Raw genomic sequence first — 18,374 nt, forward strand, 5'->3', positions numbered from 1 at the left:
AGGAAGCTCGCATGTCTTTCGAAACCTGGGCCGCTTTTGCCGCCGCATCCGCCGTGCTGCTCGTCATTCCGGGGCCGACGATCCTGCTCGTTGTTTCCTATGCACTCGGCCAGGGCTGGCGAACCGCCTTGCCGATGGCCGTTGGCGTGGCGCTCGGCGATTTCACGGCAATGACCCTGTCGATGCTCGGCATCGGCGCGCTTCTCGCAACATCGGCGACTGTCTTCACCATCGTCAAATGGGCGGGTGCTGCCTATCTGATCTATCTTGGAATAAAGCTGTTTCGCGCAGGCGGTACGCTGAATGCGGAACCCAGAACCAAGGCCGTCTCGGCAGTAAAGATGGCGGCGCATGCGTGGCTCGTCACGGCGCTCAATCCGAAAAGCATCACCTTCTTCGTGGCCTTCTTGCCGCAATTCATCAACAGGCATGGCGATTTCCTGACCCAGATGATCGTGTTCCAGGCGACGTTCCTTTTCCTCGCCTTCGCCAATGCCTTCGGCTACGCGCTGGTCGCATCGCGGGCACGCAGGCTGGTGAACAGCCCTCGTGCGCTTGGGCTCTTCAACAAGGCAGGCGGAACGCTGCTCGTAGGAGCCGGGATCGCGACTGCGACGGTTCGCTCCGGGAATTGACCTCAAAACACCTCAGGCCGAATGATTTTTTACGAGATTCGAAAAAAATCTGCCTGAAGGTCCGATTCAGGCATTTTCATGTGCGCTTTTTTTGATATGAATCTCGCGGTTCGGGAGGAGGCGCTGTCGAAAACACACGTTTTCGCAGCGTAAAAATGCAATATTTCGGTCGAAACGGGTCAGAATTCCCGCTCTTCCGGGGAGGAATGCGATGTATCTTGGCCTAGATCTCGGCACATCGGGCGTCAAAGCCCTGCTTATCGACCAGTCGCAAACCGTCATCGCGTCGGCAAACGCCTCGCTCGACGTTTCGCGACCGCATCATGGTTGGTCGGAGCAAGACCCGGCGAGCTGGATCAAAGCGACCGAAGACGCGATTGCGGCGCTGAAGCTTTCGCATCCCAAAGAATTGGCAGCCGTGAAAGGCATCGGGCTTTCCGGTCAGATGCATGGCGCGACGCTTCTGGGGCCTTCCGATGAGGTGCTGCGTCCCTGCATTCTCTGGAACGATACGCGCAGCTATGCCGAGGCAGCGAAACTCGATGCCGATCCGCGCTTTCGCAAGATCACTGGCAATATCGTGTTTCCCGGTTTCACCGCGCCAAAGCTCGCATGGGTCAAAAACAACGAACCGAAGATTTTTGCGCAAGTCGAGAAAGTGCTTCTGCCGAAGGACTATCTGCGGCTCTGGCTGACGGGCGAACATTTCTCGGAAATGTCGGATGCAGCCGGAACGGCTTGGCTGGACGTCGAGAAAAGGCGCTGGTCGCCGGAGCTTCTCGAAGCGACCTTTCTCGATGAAAGCCACATGCCTGCACTCGTGGAAGGCAGCGAAAAGGCAGGCACTTTGCGCGGTGCGCTCTCGGCGCGCTGGGGCATGGCCTCGAATGTCGTAATTGCCGGTGGTGCTGGTGATAACGCTGCTTCGGCCTGTGGCATGGGCACGGTGCAGCCGGGTCATGCCTTTGTTTCGCTTGGCACATCGGGCGTTATCTTTGCCGCGAACGGTTCTTATCTTCCGAACCCCGAAAGTGCGGTTCATACATTCTGCCACGCTTTGCCGAACACATGGCATCAGATGGGCGTTATCCTGTCGGCAACGGATTCACTCAACTGGATTGCGTCGATCACTGGCAAGAAGGCGGGCGAACTGACGGCGGCTCTCGGCGATACGCTGAAAGAGCCGACCGCCGTAACCTTCCTGCCCTATCTTTCGGGCGAACGCACACCGCACAACGACGCGGTCATTCGCGGATCGTTTACCGGGCTGGCGCATGAAACGGATCAGGCAGCCCTGACACAAGCCGTGCTGGAAGGCGTGTCCTTCGCCTTCCGCGATTGCCTCGAAGCGCTTCATGCAGCAGGAACCGAGGTTCCGCGCGTGACCGCAATCGGTGGTGGTTCGCGCTCGCGCTACTGGCTGAAATCCATCGCCACGGCGCTCGATTTAGCCGTCGATGTGCCGGCGGAAGGCGATTTCGGCGCCGCATTCGGTGCTGCGCGCCTCGGCCTGATCGCGGCGGAAGGTGCCGACCCGTTCGCCATCTGCACGCCGCCCCAAATTGCAGAAACAATCGAGCCCGAGCGGGCTCTAACCTCGGCCTATGCCGACGCATATGCGCGCTACCGCGCCACCTATCCCGCCATAAAAGGAGTTTCATCGTGAGCACAGGTTTCTTCGGCGATATCAAGAAGATCAAATATGAAGGCCCGGATTCGACCAATCCGCTGGCTTATCGTCATTACAATCCAGACGAAGTGGTTGCGGGCAAGCGGATGGAAGATCATCTGCGCTTTGCGGTCGCCTATTGGCACACCTTCACCTGGCCGGGCGGCGATCCGTTCGGCGGCCAGACGTTCGAGCGTCCATGGTTCGCCAATCCGGGCGAACTGGATACGATGAAGCTCGCCAAGGTGAAGGCGGACGTCGCGTTCGAACTTTTCTCCATTCTCGGCGCACCCTATTTCTGCTTCCACGATGCAGATGTGCGTCCCGAAGGCGCGACTTTCTCCGAAAGTGCGGCAAATCTCGACGAAATCGCGGATTATTTCGCGAAGAAAATGGATGAAACCGGCGTCAAGCTGCTCTGGGGCACGGCAAATCTGTTCTCCAACCGCCGCTTCATGTCGGGCGGCGCGACCAACCCGGATCCGGATGTCTTTGCTTATGCCGCCGCAACGGTGAAGCATTGCATCGACGTGACAAAGCGTCTTGGCGGCGAGAACTACGTTCTTTGGGGTGGCCGCGAAGGCTACGAGACGCTTCTCAACACCGATCTCGGCAGCGAACTCGACCAGCTTGGCCGCTTCCTCAATCTCGTCGTCGAGTACAAGCACAAGATCGGTTACAAGGGCACGATCCTGATCGAGCCGAAGCCGCAGGAGCCGACCAAGCATCAGTATGATTATGATGTTGCGACGGTCTATGGCTTCCTGAAGAAGTACGGCCTCGAAAACGAAGTGAAGCTCAATATCGAGCAGGGCCATGCGATCCTCGCCGGTCACTCCTTCGAGCACGAGCTGGCGCTGGCAAATGCGCTGGGCATTTTCGGTTCGATCGATATGAACCGCAACGACTACCAGTCCGGCTGGGATACCGACCAGTTCCCGAACAATGTGCCGGAAATGGCGCTGGCCTATTATCAGGTTCTGCAGGCCGGTGGCTTCACGACCGGCGGCACCAATTTCGACGCCAAGCTGCGTCGTCAATCGCTCGATGCGGAAGATCTGCTGATCGGCCATGTCGGCGGCATGGATGCCTGCGCGCGTGGCCTGAAGGCGGCTGCGAAAATGGTCGAAGACAAGGCGCTTTCGAAGCCGCTCGCGGACCGCTACGCAGGCTGGAAGTCTGCAGAGGCGCAGGCCATGCTTTCGGGGAAGCGTTCGCTGGAAGAAATCGCGGCGCGCGTGGTCAAGGACAAGATCGAGCCGCAGCCAAAATCCGGCAAGCAGGAACTGCTAGAGAACGTAGTGAACCGCTACGTCTAAAAATGCCGTGTGTCTAAGTCATTGATTTGACGACCACGAAAAAATCACGAATGGCGGCCGCGAAGGCAAAAAATTTCGCGCGCCGCCATTTTTGCGACTCGGCTGTACCTTCAATTTGCCTCCGTCACTCGTGATTATAGGGGCATGAACAGGACAGCGAGGACAACGCCCATGACCAATACGTTGGACCGTGAAGTCGAGATACTTCTGGGGGAAAAATCCTCCGCCTCGATCGTCGATACATTGCTGGGAAATTTTGGTCTTCCGGCTGAAAATGCTCGCGACGATTCCTGGAGCAGGGTCGTAAGCGGAAGGCTGGAATCCATGCTTGCCTCCCAGATGCGGCAGAAAATCGAGTTGGCATCGAAACGCGCTGCCTGAGGCACAGACAGAGAAATAGCCCGCTTTTTCCGAAGCCTGTTAAAGTGCTAGATGGACTTTGCGTCGATTGGGGCGCTTGGCGATCTAGAGACCGCCAAGGCAGAGGCTTTGGGAACGAATGGGCGAAATAGTCGTGCGCCGCGCGAGGCCGGATGATCAGCCGGCTCTCAAAGATTTGTTGCAGAACACATTCGAGAAAACGTGGCTGCCGCAGATAACGCCGGCAGCGGCGCAGCGCTATGTCCAGTCGGACATTGGTGGCCGCTATGTGGATGAGCACGGCCAGGATTTTGTCGTCGCCGAAATAGACGGAAACATTGCCGGGCTTATTCATTGGCGGCAAGATTTCGTCGAAGCCGTGCATGTCTCGACGAAATATCAAGGGTGCGGCATTGGCCGCCGCCTGCTCGACCACGCGGAAACGATGATCCGCGATGCCGGTTTTCGCCAAATGCGGCTGGAGACGGATACGTTCAACGAACAGGCGCAAGCCGTCTACAAATCGCTCGGATATGAAGAGAAAGACCGCTATCCCGACGATGAATGGGACAGCGGTTTTACCACCGTGCTTTTTGTCAAGCGGCTTGCCTGAATCCCGATTCAAAAACGCGCATCTACGACACGGTCAATGCAACAAAGAGTGACCGATTCCGCCTCATCAAGACCTCGTACCGGCCTTCAAGAAGCCGTCACGTGCTTCCTATATATGGCTTCCAGAACAGGTCAGGATAGGAGGACGGACGACATGAACTCCGAGTCCGAGAAGGAAATCGAAGTGCTGCTTTCGCGTCGCGAAGGCGCTTCTTTTGTGGACAGCCTGCTGGCTCTGCCGGGTCAGGTATCGGCGGACAAAAGTTCGAATGAATGGGACCGTGCGATCAGCAGCAGGCTGGAAGCTGCGCTGGCGAAACAATTGCGTTCGCTCATCGACAAGGACGCGCGCAACGCGGCCTGATCACGCTTTAACGGCGGCGCAAATCCGCCGCCGTTTGGCCGAATGCGCGTGAAAACGCTCTGGAAAAAACGCTGCCGCTTGAAAAGCCCGTACGCTCTGCGATGTCTGCCATCGCAAGACGCGTATCCAGAACGAGCCGCCGTGCCGCATTGAGGCGCAGGCGTAGGAAATAAGCTCCCGGCGTCTCCCCTATCGATGTACCGAAAATCGCTTCCAGCGTTCTGGGAGTCACGCCGACATTTTTCGCGATATTTGCAGTCCTCATTGGCCGGTCGATATGGGCCTCCATGAGGCGGATCGCCTGCGCGATGCGCGCATCGTAGCCGTCGAGCCGACCGAGAGAGACGAGCGGCTGCGCGTCCGTTGCCGCTCGCGCCTGATCGTAAATGAAGACGCTGGCGACATCGAGCGCGACCGCCATGCCGAGGCGCGAGCGTACCAGATGCAGCATGAGATCGAAGGTGGGCGATGCGCCGCCCGCCGTGAAGATCGGCCCGTCGATGACGTACCGGTCCGGCCGCACGTCCGCCTCCGGGAATGCCGTGCTGAAATCCTCCATGTCTTCCCAGTGGGTGGTGGCTGCGCGGCCCGACAGCAGGCCCGCGCGACCGAGCAGCCATGTTCCAGCCTCGATGCCGCCGACAGCGCGCGCCTGACGCGCCGTGCGGCGCAAACCGGCGAGCAATGCAGGGGTGGCCTGCGTGCGCGTTCCGAACCCGCCGATGATTGCCAGAACATCGGTTTTCTCGTCGGGATCGAAGCGACTGGCAGCGGCAATCGGCAGGCCGGATGTTGTGGAAATTGATTGCCCGTCTACCGAAACGATCTTCCAGTCGAACAGGACCTCGCCAGCGATGCGGTTTGCCGCGCGAAGCGGGTCGACGGTTGACGCGACGCACATGATCGAGCAGCCGGAATAGACGAGAAGCGTCAGTTTCAGCGGCGTGCGCTCTGGAAAAAAGATTGATGAAGCTTCGCTTTTTGCCATTACTATTTCGTAAAACGCAAAACATATCTTTGCAACTGCGGCATGATCCATCGAAACGGCGTCGCGGCATCGGATTTGTTTCCGGCAGCCGCGCCAAATCACAGGAGGAGTTTCGATGGGTCTCAATCCCAGCCGCGATGTTTTCATCACTTGTGCCGTGACCGGGTCGGGCGACACGGCAGGCCGCTCCGACAAAGTCCCGGTCACGCCGCGTCAGATCGCCGATGCCTCGATCGAGGCCGCACGCGCCGGTGCCGCGATCGCGCATATCCATGTGCGAAACCCGGAAACCGGCAAAGGCTCGCGCGATGTCGCGCTCTATGAGGAGGTGATGAACCTCATCAAGCAATCCGGTGTCGATGTGATCATCAATTTCACCGCAGGCATGGGCGGCGACCTGACGCTCGGCAGCGTCGAGCAGCCGCTGCCGCTTTCCGCGAACGGAACGGACATGGTTGGCGCGACCGAGCGGCTGGCGCATGTCGCCAAGCTGCTGCCGGAAATCTGCACGCTCGATTGCGGCACGATGAATTTCGGCGAGCAGGATTATGTGATGACCAACACGCCGCCGATGCTGCGCGAGATGGCCAAGCAAATCCAGGCGCTGGGCGTGAAGCCTGAGGTCGAGATTTTCGACACTGGCCATCTGCTGCTTGCAAAATGGCTTTATGGACAGGGTCTGCTTGACGATCCGGTGATGGTGCAGCTTTGCATGGGCATTCCATGGGGCGCGCCGGACGATATCGCGACGCTGACCGCGCTGACGGCCAACCTTCCTTCGGACTGGGTTTTCTCGGCCTTTTCGATTGGCCGCAACCAGCTTCCTTATACGGCGGTAGCGCTTGCCGCAGGCGGCAATATCCGCGTCGGTCTGGAAGACAATCTCTGGCTCGAAAAGGGCGTTTTCGCCACCAATGGCCAACTGGTCGAACGGGCGGTGAAGGTGGCTGAGAATATGGGCTCGCGCATCATGAGCCCTGACGAAGTTCGTGCGAAGCTGAAACTTCAGAAGCGTTGGTGAGATCATGACCATCACAAAAGCAGCATGCATCGGCGGCGGCGTCATTGGCGCCGGATGGGTGGCGCGTCTGGTGCTGAACGGCATCGACGTTTCGATTTTCGATCCCGATCCCGAAGCCTCCCGCAAGGTTGGTGAGGTGATGGAGGGCGCTCGGCGCGCATATGAAAAGATGCTGCCGGACGGACTGCCTGCCGAGGGCAAGATTGCCTATGTGAAGACGATCGCAGAGGCGGTCGCGGGCGCCGATTTCATTCAGGAAAGCGTGCCGGAACGGCTCGACCTCAAGCACAAGGTGCTGGCCGAGATCGATGCTCATGCGCCGAAGGATGCGCTGATCGGCTCGTCCACTTCCGGCATCAAGCCGACGGATATGCAGCCTGCGCTGCGAAACCCGGAGCGATTTGTTGTCGGCCATCCTTACAATCCGGTCTATCTTCTGCCGCTGGTCGAAATCGTCGGTGGCGAGAAAACGACCAAGAAATTCATCGACAAGGCGCGCGAACTCTACGCTTCCATCGGCATGAAGCCGGTGGTCATTCGCAAGGAGATCGAAGCGTTTGTCGGCGACCGTCTGCTGGAGGCTGTCTGGCGCGAGGCGCTTTGGCTCATCAAGGACGACATTACGACGGTCGAGGAACTCGACGATATCATGCGCTATTCGTTCGGCATTCGCTGGGCGCAGATGGGTATGTTCCAGGTCTATCGCATCGCTGGCGGCGAAGCAGGCATGCGTCATTTCATTGCGCAGTTCGGGCCATGCCTTTCCTGGCCGTGGACCAAGCTGATGGACGTGCCGGACCTCGACGAGGCGCTTACCAACAAGATTGCCGACCAGTCCGACGAACAGGCCAAGGGGCTTTCAATCCGCGATCTGGAGAAAATCCGCGACGACAATCTCGTGGCGATCATGGCGGCACTCGGCCAGCAGCAGGACGGCAAGGGCTGGGGCGCGGGTGAGCTCTATAATGACTACACGGCAAAGCTCTCTGGGCTGGCGAAGAAAGAGGGCTGATTGGTGTTTGGGTGCGTCCCTCGCTGCGCTCGCACCTCAGGATGAGGGAAGTCGTGCATCGAACCCGCAACGCAGCGGGTTCGAGTAAAAAACCTCCTTCATCCTGAGGTGCGAGTGAAACGAGCCTCGAAGGACGCACGACCAACCTTACAGGTGTAACCATGGATTTCGGTTTGAACGAAGAACAGAGGCTGATCGTCGATACGACGCGGGCTTTTGTTGAAAACGAGCTTTATCCGTATGAGGCCGAGGTCGAGCGCACCGGGCATTTGCGGCTGGAACTCATCAAGGAGTTGCAGGCCAAGGCGATCGCTGCCGGGCTTTATGCCGCCAATATGCCGGAGGATGTCGGTGGTGCGGGGCTCGATACGGTCACGTGGCTGCTCTACGAAAAGGAGCTTGGCCGGGCAAATTATGCGCTGCATTGGACTTGCGTCGCGCGGCCTTCGAACATCCTGCTGGCCGGGACGCCGGAACAGCGCGACAAATACCTTTTCCCCTGCATTCGCGGCGAGAAATGGGATTGCCTTGCGATGACAGAGCCGGGTGCAGGCTCCGACCTGCGCGGTATGAAGGCGACCGTCGTTCAGGACGGCGACGATTGGGTGCTGAATGGTACCAAGCATTTCATCAGCCACGCCGATCTAGCCGATTTCGCCATCGTTTTCATGTCGTCGGGCGAAGAAGAAACGCCGCGCGGCAAAAAGAAGAAGATCACGGCGTTCTTTGTCGATAAGGGTACGCCGGGCTTCACCGTTCGCGACGGCTATCGCAACGTTTCGCATCGCGGCTACACCAATTCGATCCTCGAATTCGACGATTGCCGCCTGCCGAAGGAAGCTGTGCTTGGTGAGGCGCATAAGGGCTTCGAGGTCGCGAATTCATGGCTTGGCGCAACGCGGCTGCAAGTCGGCGCGACCTGTCTTGGGCGGGCCGAGCGCGCGCTTCAGCATGCGATTGAATATTCGGCGGATCGCCAGCAATTCGGTCAGCAGATCGGCAAGTTTCAGGGAGTGTCGTTCAAACTGGCCGATATGGCGACCGAATTGAAGGCTGCCGATTTGATGGTTTTCGAGGCTGGCTGGAAATACGATCAGGGCACCGTTACCGAGCAGGATATGGCGATGGCGAAGCTCAAGGCGACTGAGATGCTGGCATTCGTCGCCGACGAAGCAATCCAGATTCACGGCGGCATGGGACTGATGGAAGATCTGCCGCTGGAGCGTATCTGGCGCGACGCGCGCGTCGAGCGCATCTGGGAAGGCACGTCGGAAATTCAGCGCCACATCATCTCGCGCTCGCTGCTTCGGGCGGTGGGGGGATGATGGCAACGCCGATCTTTCCTTCTCCCCTTGTGGGAGAAGGTGGCCGAGCGGAGCGAGGTCGGATGAGGGGTGTTCCAGTCTTGGGCTCCGTCCAACACCCCTCATCCGTCTTGGCGCTAACGCGCCAATCCACCTTCTCCCGCAAGGGGAGAAGGGAAGGAGCGCGCACATGACCCGCCTTGAACGCCTTTTACGTCCTAAGTCGATTGCGATTGTCGGCGGAGGCTCGTTCGCGCCGAACGTCGTCAAGCAATCACTGAAAATGGGGTTTTCCGGCGCCGTTTGGCCGGTTCATCCAACCAAAGACACAGTCGCGGGCGTAAAGGCTTATCGCTCGATCGCCGATTTGCCGGGCGCGCCGGATGCCGTGTTTATAGGCGTCAATCGTTTTGCAACCGTCGACATCGTGCGCGAGCTTGCCGAACGTGGCGCGGGCGGGGCTATCTGCTTTGCCGCGGGTTTTCTTGAAGCCGGAAATGATGACGCAGACGGCGAACGGCTGCAGCGCGAACTGGTTGAAGCGGCAGGCGCAATGCCGATCATTGGGCCGAATTGCTATGGCCTGATAAATTATGCCGATGGCGCGCTGCTTTGGCCGGATCAGCATGGCGGGCAGCGGCTGGAGGCTGGCGCGCGGGGCGTTGGCATCATCACGCAATCGTCCAACATTGCCTGCAATCTGACCATGCAGAAGCGCGGACTGCCTATCGCTTTTCTGATGACGGCAGGCAATCAGGCGCAGACCGGCCTTTCCGAAATGGCGCTTGGCCTGATCGAGGATGAGCGCGTCTCGGCGCTCGGTCTGCATATCGAAGGTTTCGACAGTGTCGAAGGGTTCGAGCGGTTGGCCGCGCGGGCGCGGGAGCTGAAAAAGCCGATCATTGCGATGAAAGTCGGCCGCTCGGAGCAGGCGCGCGCTGCGACCATATCGCATACGGCCTCATTGGCGGGTTCCGACGCGGCGTCTGACGCTTTCCTCAAGAGGCTCGGCATTGCGCGCGTCAATTCTATCCAGTCTTTTCTGGAGACGCTGAAGCTGCTGCATGCTGTCGGGCCGTTGCGTGGGCGTCGGCTTTCGTCGATGAGTTGTTCGGGCGGTGAGGCCTCCGTGATGGCTGACACGGCTGAAGGCCGCAGCATTAGCTTTCCGGCGTTGGTTGAGGCGCATCGCGCACGGGTGAAATCGACGCTTGGACCGCTGGTCGCGGTCGCGAATCCGCTCGACTACCACACCTTCATCTGGAACAACCAGCCCGCCATGACCGAGACGTTCACGGCCATGGTGTCGGGTGGTTTCGATCTCAACATGCTGGTGCTGGATTTTCCGCGCAACGACCGTTGCTCGGACGAGGATTGGTGGCCGACCGTCAATGCGTTCGAAAGCGCGTTGAAAACGAATGGTGCGATCGGCGCGATTGTCGGGTCGATGGGCGAGAATATCCCAGAAGAACACGCGGAGGCATTGCTTCGGCGCGGCATCGTGCCGTTGCAGGGCATCGAGGAAGCGTTCGATGCGGCGGAGGCGGCGTCGTTTATTGGGGAAGCATGGTCTCGGCCGGTAACACCCCCACTCCGATTTGCTTCGCAAATCACCTCTCCCCCTGAAAAGGGGAGAGGAAAGGCGGTGCATTTTCCAAGCGGATGCAAGGTGGAAAGGGGGCGATCCACCGTTTCCGAATCCACCGCCAAATCCCTGCTGCGCGACGCGGGCTTGCCGGTGCCTTCCGGCATGGAAATATCTTCCGTCGAAGAAGCCGCGCGTGCCGCAAGAACGCTCGGTTTCCCCGTCGTGCTCAAGGCGCTCGGCATGCCGCATAAGAGCGAGCACAACGCTGTGCAGCTCAATCTGCGCAACGAGGCTGAAGTGCTCTCGGCAGCGAACGATCTGATCGGTCTTGGCTCCGCGCTCTATGTCGAGCGCATGGTGCAGGGTGGTGTCGCGGAGCTGATTGTAGGCATCACTGCCGATCCGTTTTTCGGTCCAGTTATGACAATTGGCACCGGCGGCGTACTTGTGGAGCTGCTAAAAGATAGCGCGACGATCCTGCTGCCGACCTCTAAAGACGAGATCGAGGCGGCGTTGCGCGGGCTCAAAATGTTTCCGCTGCTCGACGGTTATCGCGGACGGCCAAAAGCCGATGTCGCTTCCGCGATTGAGGCGATTGCGGGCATCGCGGAATTTGCCGTTTCACGCGGCGATATAATCGAGCTCGACATCAACCCATTGATCGTATGTGCAACCGGGCAGGGTGCCCACATCGCGGATGCGCTGCTCGTCATCGAGGAGAAGTAAATGTCTGACATCGTCAAAACACGCCGCGAGGGTGCCGTCTTCGAAATCACGCTCGACCGCCCAAAGGCCAATGCGATCGACCTGAAAACGTCGCGGCTGCTTGGCGAGACCTTTCAGGCATTCCGCGACGATGATGCGTTGCGCGTGGCGATCGTAAAAACGGCTGGCGACAAGTTTTTTTCTGCTGGGTGGGATTTGAAGGCGGCTGCCGATGGCGATGCTGTGGACGGCGATTACGGCGTCGGCGGCTTTGCGGGCTTGCAGGAACTGCGTGATATGAACAAGCCGGTTATCGCCTGCGTCAACGGCATGGCGGTGGGCGGCGGCTTCGAATTGGCGCTTTCCTGCGATCTTATCTACGCTTCCGACCATTCGTCCTTCGCGCTGCCGGAAATCAAGGCCGGAACGCTGGCAGATGCTGCGACGATCAAGCTGCCGAAGCGCATTCCCTATCATGTCGCGATGGACATGCTTTTGACCGGTCGTTGGATGGACGTTGCGGAGGCGCATCGCTGGGGGCTGGTGAACGAGGTTCTCCCGGCAGACAAGCTCGATGAACGCGTGTGGGAAATCGCGGGACGTCTGGCCGATGGCCCGCCGCTGGTCTTTGCTGCGATCAAGGAAGTGGCGCGCCGCGCCGAAGCGATGGAGTTTCAGGATGCGATGAACTGGATCACCAAGCGCAAGTTCCGCACGGTGGACGAACTCTATGCTTCGGAGGATAATATGGAAGGCTTCAAGGCTTTCGCCGAGAAGCGCGATCCGGTGTGGAAGGGACGCTGAGCGTCTGAAATGACCGATTATCGTAAACTGATAGATGCCGAGACATGGGCCTTCATAGACAGGACCAACTCGTTCTATGCGCCCGATACGATAGATGAAACGATCGAGGACCAGCGCCGGGTCTATGATCGCATGTGCGAAGCCTTCTTTGCTGGCTACCCGGAGAATGTGAGCGCTGAAACGACCTTTGTCGATGCGGGCAATCACCAGATTCCGATCCGGATATACCGCAAGGAAGAAGCAAACCCGGCGGCGATGGTGCTCTATTTTCATGGCGGCGGCTTCGTGCTCGGCGGGCTGGATAGCCATGACGACATCTGCGCGGAAATCTGCTCGCGAACCGGCTATGAGGTCGTTTCCGTCGATTACCGGCTGGCGCCGGAGCATGTGCATCCAGCCGCGTTCGACGATGCGATGGCCGCCTATGAATGGGCAATGAAACGCTATGCGTGCAACATAGTGCTGAGCGGCGACAGTGCGGGCGGCAATCTTGCTGCGGCCGTCGCTCACGCATCGCGCGGTCACGCAAAACGGCCCGCAGGACAGGTTCTGATCTATCCCGGACTTGGCGGTGATCACAGCAAGGGTTCTTATGTGAACCACGCAGAAGCGCCGATGCTTACGGTTCGCGACATAGATTTCGCGATGAAAATGCGCGCGGGAGGTACAAAAATCACCGGCGACATAACTTATGCGCCGCTGGCCGACGCGAATTTCTCGAATTTGCCGCCCACCGTCATCATAACCGCAGAATGTGATCCGCTATCGTCTGATGGCGAGGCCTATTGCAGCCACGTTGCGAATGCCGGTGGCCGCGCATTCTGGCATGAGGAACGTGGCCTCGTTCACGGCTATCTGCGGGCGCGCCACAGCGTTTCGCGCGCACGCTCCAGTTTCACACGCATAGTCGATGCGCTGGAAGCGCTCGGCAAAAACGAGTGGCCTTACTGAGTTTCGAAACCTCTATCGGCTCAGGAACGATTTGGCTTTCATCGTCGCAGGGATTTTCACGCCCAGACGCGTGAGAATGCTCGGCGCGAGCTGTAACTGGTCGAGCAGCGTATCGGTTTTCGGGCCTTTGCCCTTGCCGAAATAATAGAGCGCGAAATCCTGCATCTCGTCGTCATGGCCGCCATGATGGCCGCGGTCGGTCTGGCCATGGTCGGCGGTGACGATGACCTCGTAACCGTCCGCCAGCCATTTCGGCAGGAAGGCGGCGAGTTGCGCGTCGATCGAGAAAAGTGCGTGGTCCATCTCGCCGCAATCATGGCCGAAGCGATGGCCCATCGAATCCAGCGTGCAAGTGTGCAGGATGCCGTAGTCGATGCCGTGGCGGCGCGTCAGCATGGTCAGTGTCGCGAACAGATCGACGTCGCTCGGCGTCGTCTGGTTGATGAGATTGTAGCCGGTCATGGTGTGGAAGCGGCCATGCGTGATCGGGCCGCCGGGGTTGTCATATTCCATGTCTTCCACCAGATCGAACGGATAGCGGTGGAAGAATTCCGACCAGTAGGAATGGGTGACGGCGCCCGTCTTGCCGCCCGCTTTCGACACTTCGGAAAAGATGTCCGGTTGAGAAACGCGGGCGCGAATGTCGTTGGATAGAACGCCATGCACCTGCGGGGATACGCCGGTGTGGATCGAGGCGTAGCAGCAGGCGGAGGTCGATGGAAGTACCGAGCGCATGCGCCACATCTGCGCATCGCCGGATTGCACCCAGCCTTCGAGATTTCCCATGAATTTGCGCCAGTTGCGCCACGGAAGACCGTCGAGAATGATGAGCAGGAGTTTGGTTTTGAGAGCCATGATCGTTCCGGTAGTTAAAAAAGCGACCCGACCGCTGGTGCGACCGGGTCCGTCGATTTTCAACCTCAGGCGTTGAGCCAGCACTCGGCCAGCGCATAGCCGTCCATCTGCTCGCCTATCGGGGTCTTGACGTAGCCGCCAACCTTGTCGGTTGCGACGGCGTCGATATGCTCGTTGAAGAAGGGCACTATCAGGCCGCCTTCGTCGCGCATCATCACTGCCATGTCGCGATAGATCGATTTGCGCTTCGCTTCATCGAGTTCCGAGCGCGCGGTAAGCAGCATCGCGTCGAATTCGGGACGCTTGAAGCGCGTGTCGTTCCAGTCGGCGTTTGAGGCGTAGCCGGTAGAATACATCTGGTCCTGCGTTGCCCGGCCGCCCCAATAGGAAAGCGCGAAGGGCTGCTTGTTCCAGACTTCCGACCAGTAGCCATCGCCGGGCTCGCGCTTGATCTCGATGGTGATACCAGCCTTGGCAGCGCTCTGCTGATAAAGCTGCGCGGCATCGACGGCACCAGGAAAGGCGACATCCGAGGTGCGCAGCAGGATAGACCCGCTGTGACCGGACTTCTTGTAGAATTCGGCGGCTTTTTCGGGATTGTAGACGCGCTGCTCGACATCTTCGGCGAACAATGGGTAGGCCCCATTGATCGGGGAATCATTACCCACCGAGCCGTAGCCGAACAGAACCGTTTGCAACAATTGCTCGCGATCCATGGCGAGTTTCAACGCCATGCGAAGATCATTGTTGTCGAAGGGGGCAGTGTCGCAGAACATGTTGAACGGGTAGAAACCCTTGCCCGCCGCGTTCTCGATGCTGACGCCCGGCACACGCTTTACCAGATCCACCACTTTCGGCTCGACGCGGTTGATCATATGCACCTGCCCGCCCTGCAGCGCGGAAAGGCGCGCAGTCGCGTCGTTGATGACGATTATCTCGACCTGATCGGCATGTCCGGCCTTGTCGCCGCGCCAGTAATTGGCGAAGCGCTCGCCGCCATGGCGCACGCCCGGCTGATTGACGGACACTTTGTAAGGACCGGCGCTGATGCCGGCATTAGGGTCGTCCTTGCCGCCATTCGGCTGGATCGGCAAGTGGTAGTCGGCCATCAGATAGGGGAAGTCTGCATCCGGGTCCTTGAGGGTGAAGATGACTTCCTTGCCCTCGGCCTTGATGCCCGTGATGTTTCCGAGAATGCCATAGGCACCCGATTTCGAATTCTCGTCGGCGTGGCGCTCGATGGTTGCAGCAACGTCTTCGGCGGTGACCGTCTTGCCATTGTGGAACTCGATGCCGTCACGCACTTTCAGCGTCCAGGTCTTGCCATCGCTGGATGGATTGATCTCCTCGGCGATGAGATATTCCAGATCGTTCGTCGGCGTCAGGCGAACAAGGAACTCACCCCAAAGCTTGCCGAAGTTGAACGTGACCTGGCTGAGATTGAGCGCCGGGTCGAGGCTGTTGGTTGATTCGCCACCCTGCAATCCAGCCTTCAAGAAGCCGCCGCGAACCGGCGTCTGTGCTTGTGCAGCACTAGCCAGCAAGCTGTTGGCGAAAGCGGCCGAGACGCCGAGTGCGGCGGCGCGACCGAGAAAATCGCGGCGGGACAAGCGGCCTGCAAGGAGGCGGCCGCTCAGATAGTCGAGTTCTTTGGACATTCAATTTCCATTTTAGTTCTGTTTCACCAAGGTCAGTTTCCGGCACTTGCCATGCGCCGTCCACCGATTGCCTTCTCGAGCCACCCGATTTCCATCTCCGGAACGGAAGACAGGAGAAGATCGGTATAGTCGTCGAAAGGCGGTGAGAGAACCTGTGATTTCGGTCCGTAGCGCACAAGTTCGCCACGATACATGACCGCAATGGAATCCGCGATGGATCTGACCGTCGCAAGATCATGGGTGATGAAGAGATAGGCGACGTCCTCTTCCGCCTGCAGATCGAGCAGAAGGCGCAGAATGCCGTGCGCGACAAGCGGATCGAGCGCGCTCGTCACCTCGTCGCAAATGATGAGGCTCGGTTTGGCGGCAAGTGCGCGCGCGATGCAGACGCGTTGTTTCTGGCCGCCCGAAAGTTCCGCCGGGTAGCGATCGATGAAGCCTTTGCCCATCTCGATCTTTTCGAGAAGCTCGGCAACGCGCGCATCGCGCTCGCGGCCGCGCATTCCGAAATAGAACTCCAGCGGCCTGCCGATGATCGTGCCGACCGTTTGACGAGGGTTCATCGCGACATCGGCCATCTGGTAGATCATCTGCAATTCCCGCAGATCATCCTTCGTGCGTTCCGCAAGGCGCTTCGAAAGCGTGCGTCCCGCAAAGGTGACGCTGCCCTGCTCGGGCGGCAGAAGCCCGGTTATGGCGCGTGCTAGCGTCGATTTTCCGGAGCCGGATTCGCCGACCACCGCCAATGTCTGTCCCGCGAAAATATCGACGGAGACGTCCTTCAGAACCTTCACCTTGCCGCCGCCATAAGAGGCGGTGATGTTCTTGGCAGACAGGACAGGCTTTTCGCCGGGGGCTTTTTCCTGATGCTCGATCTCGTGCACGGAAACCAGCGCGTTGGTGTATTCCTGACGCGGATGCTTGATGATCTGCTGTGTGCCGCCCCATTCGACCAGCTTGCCGTGGCGCAGAACCATGATTTCGTCGGACACCTGCGCAACGACCGCGAGATCGTGCGTGATGTAGAGCGCGGCGACGCCGGTATCGCGGATCGCATCCTTGATGGCAGCGAGCACGTCGATCTGCGTGGTTACGTCGAGAGCGGTTGTCGGCTCGTCGAAGACGATGATGTCCGGTTCCGAGCAGAGCGCCATGGCAGTCATAGCACGTTGCAACTGGCCGCCGGAAACCTGATGGGGGAACCGCTCGCCGAAGTTTTCAGGGTCCGGCAGTCCGAGTTTTTTGAAAAGCGCTATGGCGCGTTTTTCTGCTGCCGCGCGCTTTGACGTGCCATGCAAGAGCGATGCCTCGATCACCTGATCCATCAGCCGGTGAGCAGGATTGAAGGCTGCCGCTGCCGACTGTGCGACATAGCAGACTTCCTTTCCGCGCAATTTGCGAACGCCGCGCGGGCCGCCTTTCAGAATGTCGCGCCCATTGACGATGATCTCGCCGCCGGTGATGCGCACGCCGCCACGGCCATAAGCCATGGAAGCAAGCCCGATGGTCGATTTTCCGGCGCCCGATTCACCGATCAGGCCCAACACCTTGCCGCGCTTCAATTGCAGCGAAACGTCGTGAACAAGCGTGATGTTTCGAGGCGCTTCGCCGGGCGGGTAGACCTTCGCTTCGATACGAAGGTTCTTGATGTCGAGCACCATTTCGGGCTTCTCGACTGGCGTTTTTGCCTTAGCCATTGCCGCGTCCTCCTTTGAGGTCGGTGGTGCGGTTCAAAACCCAATCGGCGACGAGATTGACCGAAATTGCCAATACCGCGATTGCGGCTGCCGGGATGAGTGCTGCCGGAATGCCGAACACGATGCCGTCCTTGTTTTCCTTCACCATGCCGCCCCAGTCAGCCGCCGGTGGCTGAACGCCGAGGCCGAGGAAGGACAGAGCCGAGAGGAACAGCACGGCGTAGATGAAGCGCAGGCCGAGCTCAGACACGAGCGGTGAGAGTGCATTCGGCAGGATTTCGCGGAAGATGATCCACATTCTGCCTTCGCCGCGCAGCTTTGCCGCCTCCACGAAGTCCATCACATTGATGTCGACGGCGACCGCGCGGGTGAGGCGATAGACGCGTGTGGAATCGAGGATGCCCATGACGAGGATCAGAGTGAGGATCGTCGAGGGCAGGACGGAAAGAACGACGAGGCCGAAGATGAGCGTCGGGATCGACATCAACAGGTCGACGAAGCGCGACATGATCGTGTCGAACCAGCCGCCGACCACCGCGGCCGTCAGGCCGAGAATCGCACCGAGCGTGAACGACAGGGCGGTCGCTAGAACCGCGATGAAGATCGTGGTGCGTGCGCCGAAGATCATGCGCGAAAGCAGGTCGCGTCCAAGATTGTCGGTGCCAAGCAGGAACTGGCTGGACATCGGTTCCCAGACGGAGCCGACGATCTGTCCCATGCCGTAAGGCGCGATCAGCGGAGCGAAAATCGCCGTCAGCAGGAACAGGCTTGTGAGTATGAGGCCGATCAAGGCCCCGATCGGGATGGTTTTCAAATCAAGCATGCCGCGCCC

At 59.3% G+C, this 18,374-nt stretch carries 17 protein-coding genes; 12 read left to right on the forward strand and 5 right to left on the reverse strand.

All coding sequences use genetic code 11. The features are described 5' to 3' along the window. The first annotated feature begins 11 nt into the window (after positions 1 to 11). The 6 genes from ABFT80_RS05055 to ABFT80_RS05080 all read left to right on the forward strand — a co-directional run bounded on the left by ABFT80_RS05055 (position 12) and on the right by ABFT80_RS05080 (position 4,959). The gene (locus tag ABFT80_RS05055) at positions 12 to 635 is read left to right on the forward strand and encodes a LysE family translocator (RefSeq protein WP_347970731.1); all 624 of its coding nucleotides are present in this window, start codon (positions 12 to 14) and stop codon (positions 633 to 635) included. 211 nt (positions 636 to 846) lie between these two features. Beyond that, positions 847 to 2,301, forward strand: coding sequence for a xylulokinase (xylB, locus tag ABFT80_RS05060; RefSeq protein WP_347970732.1), 1,455 nt, complete (start codon positions 847 to 849; stop codon positions 2,299 to 2,301). Further along, positions 2,298 to 3,623 (forward strand): xylose isomerase, encoded by a 1,326-nt coding sequence (xylA, locus tag ABFT80_RS05065; protein ID WP_347970733.1) that lies wholly within the window; start codon positions 2,298 to 2,300, stop codon positions 3,621 to 3,623. The genes xylB and xylA overlap by 4 nt, the downstream gene beginning before the upstream one ends. A 171-nt stretch (positions 3,624 to 3,794) precedes the next feature. Next, a complete protein-coding gene (locus ABFT80_RS05070; RefSeq protein ID WP_347970734.1) occupies positions 3,795 to 4,004 on the forward strand; it encodes a hypothetical protein in 210 nt (69 codons plus the stop codon). 118 nt (positions 4,005 to 4,122) lie between these two features. Further along, a complete protein-coding gene (locus tag ABFT80_RS05075; protein WP_347970735.1) occupies positions 4,123 to 4,596 on the forward strand; it encodes a GNAT family N-acetyltransferase in 474 nt (157 codons plus the stop codon). A gap of 153 nt (positions 4,597 to 4,749) precedes the next feature. Beyond that, positions 4,750 to 4,959 (forward strand): hypothetical protein, encoded by a 210-nt coding sequence (locus ABFT80_RS05080; RefSeq protein ID WP_347970736.1) that lies wholly within the window; start codon positions 4,750 to 4,752, stop codon positions 4,957 to 4,959. 7 nt (positions 4,960 to 4,966) lie between these two features. Here ABFT80_RS05080 and ABFT80_RS05085 read toward each other — a convergent pair whose 3' ends face one another. Next, positions 4,967 to 5,947, reverse strand: coding sequence for a GlxA family transcriptional regulator (locus ABFT80_RS05085; RefSeq protein WP_347970737.1), 981 nt, complete (start codon positions 5,945 to 5,947; stop codon positions 4,967 to 4,969). Positions 5,948 to 6,062: 115 nt separating this feature from the next. Between ABFT80_RS05085 and ABFT80_RS05090 the strand changes: the two genes are divergently transcribed. The 6 genes from ABFT80_RS05090 to ABFT80_RS05115 all read left to right on the forward strand — a co-directional run bounded on the left by ABFT80_RS05090 (position 6,063) and on the right by ABFT80_RS05115 (position 13,332). Further along, positions 6,063 to 6,968, forward strand: a complete 906-nt coding sequence (locus ABFT80_RS05090) for a BKACE family enzyme (protein WP_347970738.1) — start codon at positions 6,063 to 6,065, stop codon at positions 6,966 to 6,968. 1 nt (position 6,969) lies between these two features. Then, positions 6,970 to 7,980: a 3-hydroxyacyl-CoA dehydrogenase NAD-binding domain-containing protein gene (locus ABFT80_RS05095; RefSeq protein WP_347970848.1), complete on the forward strand. Its 1,011-nt coding sequence runs from the start codon at positions 6,970 to 6,972 to the stop codon at positions 7,978 to 7,980. A gap of 161 nt (positions 7,981 to 8,141) precedes the next feature. After that, a complete protein-coding gene (locus tag ABFT80_RS05100) occupies positions 8,142 to 9,305 on the forward strand; it encodes an acyl-CoA dehydrogenase family protein (protein WP_347970739.1) in 1,164 nt (387 codons plus the stop codon). Positions 9,306 to 9,474: 169 nt separating this feature from the next. Next, a complete protein-coding gene (locus ABFT80_RS05105; protein WP_347970740.1) occupies positions 9,475 to 11,598 on the forward strand; it encodes an acetate--CoA ligase family protein in 2,124 nt (707 codons plus the stop codon). Then, entirely contained in the window at positions 11,599 to 12,381 is a 783-nt protein-coding gene (locus tag ABFT80_RS05110) for a carnitinyl-CoA dehydratase (protein WP_347970741.1), read from the forward strand. Between the two features lie 9 nt (positions 12,382 to 12,390). Next, positions 12,391 to 13,332 (forward strand): alpha/beta hydrolase, encoded by a 942-nt coding sequence (locus tag ABFT80_RS05115; RefSeq protein WP_347970742.1) that lies wholly within the window; start codon positions 12,391 to 12,393, stop codon positions 13,330 to 13,332. Between the two features lie 12 nt (positions 13,333 to 13,344). Here ABFT80_RS05115 and ABFT80_RS05120 read toward each other — a convergent pair whose 3' ends face one another. From ABFT80_RS05120 to ABFT80_RS05135, 4 genes are all read right to left on the reverse strand, one after another. Then, complete coding sequence (locus ABFT80_RS05120; RefSeq protein WP_347970743.1) at positions 13,345 to 14,187, reverse strand: alkaline phosphatase family protein; 843 nt, start codon at positions 14,185 to 14,187, stop codon at positions 13,345 to 13,347. A gap of 65 nt (positions 14,188 to 14,252) precedes the next feature. Beyond that, on the reverse strand, positions 14,253 to 15,845 hold the full coding sequence (locus ABFT80_RS05125) for an ABC transporter substrate-binding protein (protein ID WP_347970744.1): 1,593 nt from the start codon (positions 15,843 to 15,845) through the stop codon (positions 14,253 to 14,255). 32 nt (positions 15,846 to 15,877) lie between these two features. Next, positions 15,878 to 17,542, reverse strand: coding sequence for an ABC transporter ATP-binding protein (locus tag ABFT80_RS05130; RefSeq protein ID WP_347970745.1), 1,665 nt, complete (start codon positions 17,540 to 17,542; stop codon positions 15,878 to 15,880). Continuing rightward, positions 17,535 to 18,365 (reverse strand): ABC transporter permease, encoded by an 831-nt coding sequence (locus ABFT80_RS05135; RefSeq protein ID WP_347970746.1) that lies wholly within the window; start codon positions 18,363 to 18,365, stop codon positions 17,535 to 17,537. Before ABFT80_RS05135 ends, ABFT80_RS05130 begins: the two co-directional genes overlap by 8 nt. Between the last annotated feature and the right edge of the window lie 9 nt (positions 18,366 to 18,374).

The sequence above is a fragment of the Foliimonas ilicis genome (assembly GCF_039939195.1).
Taxonomy (GTDB): Bacteria; Pseudomonadota; Alphaproteobacteria; order Rhizobiales; family Rhizobiaceae; genus Foliimonas; species Foliimonas ilicis.